Genomic DNA, 5,269 nt, shown 5'->3' on the forward strand with positions numbered 1-5,269 from the left:
GTACCCCCGGGTCACGTGCCGGAGGCCCGGCGGGTCGCCACCGGGCGCGCGGAGCCGCAGCACCTGCCCCTTCACCGGCCGGACCGGCAGCCCGGTGAGCGCCGCCGCGCCACAGCCGGCCGCCACCACGGTGACGCCCGCGTCCACGTCGGAGAGTGCGCCGACCGCGTCCGGAACCAGCGTCGCGCCGGCCTTCTCGGCGGCGGCGCGCAGCGCGCCGACCAGTCGCCGCGGGTCGACCTGATGGTCGCCGGGCGCCACCGCGCCGCCGCGCACCCGCAGCGCCAGCGCCGGCTCGCGGTCCCGCAGCTCCGAGGGGCGCAGCGGCGTGATCGGCAGGCCCAACCCCTGCTGGTACGACCAGAGCCGCCGCGCCTCGGCCAGGTCGTCGCCGGTCAACCCGACCACGATGGTCCCCTCGGTCCGGTAGCCGAACCCGGTGCCGACGGCCTCGGCCAGCTCGGCGGCGAACGCCGGCCACCGGGCGGCGGACGCGGCGAGCAGCCCGGTCAGCACGTGCTCCCCGAAGTACGCCTCGGCGACCGGCGACAGCATCCCGGCGGCGACGTGGGACGCGCCGGAACCGGGTGCCGGATCGTGCACGACGACCCGCAGCCCGCGCTGCGCGCAGCGCCAGGCGATCGCCAGCCCGACCGGTCCCGCCCCCACCACGGCGACGTCCGGTCGGGTCAGCACGTCAGCGCCCCGAGCAGTTCCGCCGTCGCCCGACCGGGATCGGCCGCTCCGGAAAGCGCCCCAACCACCGCCACCCCGTACGCCCCGGCGGCCCGCAGCGCCGGCACCGCCGCGGCGGTCACCCCGCCGATCGCGATCACCGGCACGTCCACCGCCTCGGCGACCGCGCGTACCCCGTCCGGGCCGATCGGTGCCGGCAGCCCGGCCTTGGTGCTGGTGGCGTGGCACGGGCCGACCCCGAGGTAGCTCGCCCCGGCGGCCACCGCCTCGGCGGCCGTACCCGGTTCCCGGGCGGTCGCGCCGAGCACGGCGGTGGAGCCGAGCACTCGACGGGCCGCCCCGACGGGCAGGTCGTCCGCGCCGACGTGCCCGCCCTCGGCGCCCACCGCGAGCGCCACGTGCAACCGGTCGTTGACCAGGCACGTCGCCCCGTACGGCGCGCAGAGCGCGACCACCCGCCGAGCCAGGTCGTACGCCTGCCGGTCGGTGGCGTCGTCCTCCACCCGGACCTGGACGACCAGCTCGGCGCGGGCCACCGGCAGGGCAGCGCGCAGCACCGCCAGCGGGTCCCGCCCCGGTCGGGTGTCGGTGATCAGATGCAGACGTCCCAGGGACGGCACGGCAACACTCCTCCCTGCGCCGGCATTACCCGGATCAGGTTCGACGGTCGGGGGCTCCCAGCCCCCCTCTCAGCCCGGTGTACCGGGCTCCCGTGGGTCACTTGCGGGCCTACCGTACGACGGATGCGCCGATCCGCCAAGGGCGGAGTCCACGTTTTCCCACAGACCGTCCCATCCCGACGGTGCGGGCAGCGCGTGACGCCTACCTCACGCCATGCTGTCGGGATGCCCGCCGTTGGGTCGAAGAAGCGTGATGCCTCAGCGTCGCCGACGGCGCTGAGGCATCACGATGTGCGAGGACCGTCGCGGGGACGGTCGGCGGGTCAGAGGATGGCGTCGAGGGCTTCGAGGTCCTCGTCGGCGGGCTGCCACGCGCCCGCCTCGACGTTCGCGCGCACCTGCTCGGGCGTGGTGGCGCCGGCGATCACCGAGGTCACCGCGGGCCGGGCGGCCAGCCCGCCGATGGCGACCTGGAGCATCGAGATCCCGCGCTCGGCGGCGTACGCCTCGATCGCCTCGATGGTGTCCCAGTCGGCGGCGGCGAGGCGCTGCGCGTACCGGCCACCGCCGGCGAGGCGGCTGCCCGCGGGCGGGGCCTCGTTGCGCTTGTACTTGCCGGTGAGCAGGCCGTTGGCCAGCGGGAAGAACGGCAGCATGCCGAGACCGAACCGTTCGCAGGCGGGGATGATCTCGGCCTCGACCGAACGCTCCAGCAACGAGTAGTGGTTCTGCGCGGAGATGAAGCGGGTCCGCCCGTTGGACGAGGCGACCCAGTCCGCGTCGGCGATCTGCCAGCCGGCGAAGTTGGAGTTGCCGAGGTAACGCACCTTGCCGTCGCGGACCAGGTCGTCCAGGGCGGCGAGGGTCTCGTCGATCGGGGTGCCCGGGTCGGGCTCGTGCATCTGGTACAGGTCGATGTGGTCGGTGCCGAGCCGGCGCAGCGACGCCTCGACCGCGCGGGCGATGTAGCGCCGGGCGCCACGCGCACCGAAGTCCGGCCCGTTCATGCCGTGCATGTCCATGCCGAACTTGGTGGCCACCACCACGTCGTCCCGGCGGCCCTTCAGCGCCTGACCGAGCAGCTCCTCGGAGGCGCCCTGCGGCTCGCCGTAGATGTCGGCGGTGTCGAAGAAGTTGATCCCGGCGTCGAGGGCGGCGTCCACCACCGCCCGGGTGCCGTCGAGGTCGAGCTTGCGGCCGAAGTTGTTGCAGCCGACGCCGACCACGGACACCACGAGCCCGGAGTCGCCCAGCCGGCGGTAGGTCATCTCAGTCACGAGATCCACCCTATGCCCGCCGGCTGGGGCTCACCCGACGTCCCAGACCGGTTCCGGGGTCTCCACCACGTCGCCGTCGCCCCGGAACAGCACGAACCGGTCGAAGGAGCGGGTGAACCACCGGTCGTGGGTGACCGCGATGACCGTTCCCTCGAACGCGGCCAGCCCCGCCTCCAGCGCCTCGGCGGAGGCGAGGTCGAGGTTGTCGGTGGGCTCGTCGAGCAGCAGCAGGGTCGCCCCGGACAGCTCCAGCAGCAGGACCAGGAACCGGGCCTGCTGCCCGCCCGACAGGGTGCCGAACCGCTGGTCGCCCTGACCGGCCAGCTCGTACCGGCTGAGCGCGGCCATCGCCGCGTGCCGGTCCATCCCGGCCCGGTGCTCGTCGCCCCGCCAGAGGATGTCGACCAGCGTCTTCGCCATCAGCTCGGGCCGGTCGTGGGTCTGCGAGAAGTGCCCGGGCCGCACCCGCGCGCCGAGCCGGACCTTCCCGTCGTGGGCGACCGGTGCGAGCGCGGCCGCGCCGTCGACCGGGGTGTTGGCCGGGTCCGGATCGGTGCCGCCACGGGCCAGCAGGCGCAGGAAGTGCGACTTGCCGGTCCCGTTCGCGCCGAGCACCGCGACCCGGTCGCCGTACCAGATCTCCAGGTCGAAGGGGTAGGTGAGGCCGTCGAGCTCGAGCTGCTCGGCGATCACCGCGCGTTTGCCGGTCCGCCCGCCGGTCAGGAGCATCCGGATGTCCTGGTCCTTCGGCGGTACGGGCGGCGGCCCGGCCTCCTCGAACTTGCGCAACCGGGTCTGCGCGGCCTGGTACCGCGACGCCATACCGTCGTTGTACGCGGCCTTCTGCTTGTACATCAGCATCAGCTCGCGCAGCTTCTGGTGTTCCTCGTCCCAGCGGCGGCGCAGCTCGTCGAGGCGGGCGTGCCGGGCCACCCGGGCCTCGTGCCAGCTGGCGAAGCTGCCGGGGTGCACCCACGCGCTGCCGCCCTCGACGGCGACGACCCGGTCGGCGGTCTGCGCCAGCAGCTCCCGGTCGTGCGAGACGTAGAGCACCGACTTGCCGGATTCGCGCAGCCGCGCCTCCAGCCAGCGCTTGCCGGGTACGTCGAGGAAGTTGTCCGGCTCGTCGAGGAGCAGCACCTCGTCGGTGCCGCGGAGCAGCAGTTCGAGGGCGAACCGCTTCTGCTGACCGCCGGACAGGGTCCGCACCGGACGCTCGCGGGCGGCGTCCCACGGCAGGTCGAGCACGATGGTGGCGACGGTGTCGAAGAGCACTTCGACGTCGTACCCGCCGACCTCGCCCCAGGCCGCGAGCGCGTCCGCGTACGCGAGCTGGGCCTTGCTCGCCGCGGTGCTGTACTTGCCGCGGACCTCGGCGGCGCGCATGGCCGCCTCGGTGGCGGTGAGCCGGCGGCCGGCGTCGCGCAGCGCGGGCGGGGCGAGCGAGAGCGCCAGGTCGGCCAGGGTGGAGTCGTCCCCGATCATGCCGATGAACTGCCGCATCACGCCGAGCCCCCCGGAGCGGGAGACGCCGCCGGTCTTCACCGGCAGGTCGCCGGCGACCATCCGGAGCAGCGTGGTCTTGCCGGCGCCGTTCGGGCCGACCAGGGCCACCTTGGCCCCCTCACCGACCCGGAACGACACGTCGGAGAAGAGTTCCCGGCCGTCGGGCAGGATGTGCCCGACCGCTGCCACGTCCACGTATCCCACGCGGGCATCCTGCCCCAGCGCCCGGGGCGAGCGACATTCAATTACCGGGTGACCCGGAGCACCCGGTAGCCCTTCTGGCTGGCGTGCCGTTCCACCTGCCAGCCCTGCTCGACCAGCCAGCGGTGCAGCGAGTCCCCGCCGAGGTGCCGGGCGACCACCAGCCAGGCGACCCCGTCCGGGGCGAGCCGGGGCAGCCAGCGCAGCAGCAGGTCGTGCAGTTCCGTCTTGCCGATATGAATCGGCGGGTTGGACCAGACCTGCGCGAAGGTGACGTCCGCCGGTACGTCGTCCGGCGCGACGACCCGGACCCGGTCGGCGGCGCCGACCCGGGCGGCGTTGGCGGCGGCCAGCTCGCGGGCCCGCTTGTTGACGTCGACCGCCCAGACGGTGGCGGACGGCGCGGCGGTGGCCAGGACGCAGGTGATCGGGCCGAAGCCACAACCGATGTCGAGGAGCGGGCCGGTGACGTCACCCGCTGGCAGCTCGGCCTTGCGCAGCAGCACCGCGGTGCCGGGGTCGAGCCGGCCGGCGGAAAAGACCCCGCCGGCCGAGGCGAGGGTGTAGTCCCGCCCGGCGACGGAGAACTCGACCTCCCGTGGCCGGGCGGCGGTCGTGGGTTCAGCGGTGAAGTAGTGGTCGCCGGTCACGTTCCGCATTGTCGCACCGACCTCCGGACGGCCCGTCGACGGTGGGGCGAACAGGTCCCCGCCGCTCCGCCGGAATTCGGCGACATTCTCCCTAAAGGGACAAACAGCCCTACTGTGGGTCACATGGTGTATCGGTACGAGTCCGATGAGGACGCCTTCCTGGAGTACCCGGAGCCCGGGCCGGAGCCGTGGGTGCCCGGCGCCGCTGCGCCTCCACCCGTGCGTCCCTCGCCGTCCCGCTTCCCCGCCCCGTCGCTGCCCCCGCCGGCTCGGGCGGCCCGGTCCCTTATACACATCTGACGCTGCCGACGATCGCATA

6 protein-coding genes and 1 riboswitch are annotated in these 5,269 nt (G+C 74.0%); of the genes, 1 reads left to right on the forward strand and 5 read right to left on the reverse strand.

The window, feature by feature from the left end; translation table 11 throughout:
- The 5 genes from DKL51_RS01495 to DKL51_RS01515 all read right to left on the reverse strand — a co-directional run.
- Positions 1 to 696: FAD-dependent oxidoreductase (locus DKL51_RS01495; RefSeq protein ID WP_124811644.1), on the reverse strand; the 696-nt coding region annotated here is incomplete at its 3' end.
- Positions 690 to 1,316 (reverse strand): thiamine phosphate synthase, encoded by a 627-nt coding sequence (gene thiE / locus DKL51_RS01500; protein ID WP_109943276.1) that lies wholly within the window; start codon positions 1,314 to 1,316, stop codon positions 690 to 692. The genes DKL51_RS01495 and thiE, both read right to left, overlap by 7 nt.
- Positions 1,311 to 1,419, reverse strand: a riboswitch (TPP riboswitch). Its footprint overlaps the gene before it by 6 nt.
- Positions 1,420 to 1,639: 220 nt before the next feature.
- Entirely contained in the window at positions 1,640 to 2,602 is a 963-nt protein-coding gene (locus tag DKL51_RS01505) for an aldo/keto reductase (protein WP_185734668.1), read from the reverse strand.
- Positions 2,603 to 2,623: 21 nt separating this feature from the next.
- The gene (locus tag DKL51_RS01510) at positions 2,624 to 4,303 is read right to left on the reverse strand and encodes an ABC-F family ATP-binding cassette domain-containing protein (RefSeq protein WP_109943278.1); all 1,680 of its coding nucleotides are present in this window, start codon (positions 4,301 to 4,303) and stop codon (positions 2,624 to 2,626) included.
- Between the two features lie 41 nt (positions 4,304 to 4,344).
- Complete coding sequence (locus tag DKL51_RS01515) at positions 4,345 to 4,950, reverse strand: class I SAM-dependent methyltransferase (RefSeq protein ID WP_109943279.1); 606 nt, start codon at positions 4,948 to 4,950, stop codon at positions 4,345 to 4,347.
- 123 nt (positions 4,951 to 5,073) lie between these two features.
- Here DKL51_RS01515 and DKL51_RS37640 point away from each other — a divergent pair, with 123 nt between their 5' ends.
- Positions 5,074 to 5,250 carry a hypothetical protein gene (locus DKL51_RS37640; protein ID WP_185734669.1) on the forward strand — a complete coding sequence of 59 codons (177 nt, stop codon included), beginning with the start codon at positions 5,074 to 5,076 and terminating at the stop codon, positions 5,248 to 5,250.
- The last annotated feature ends 19 nt before the right edge of the window (positions 5,251 to 5,269 follow it).

It is taken from the genome of Micromonospora globispora (genome assembly GCF_003857015.1).
Taxonomy (GTDB): Bacteria; Actinomycetota; Actinomycetes; order Mycobacteriales; family Micromonosporaceae; genus Micromonospora; species Micromonospora globispora.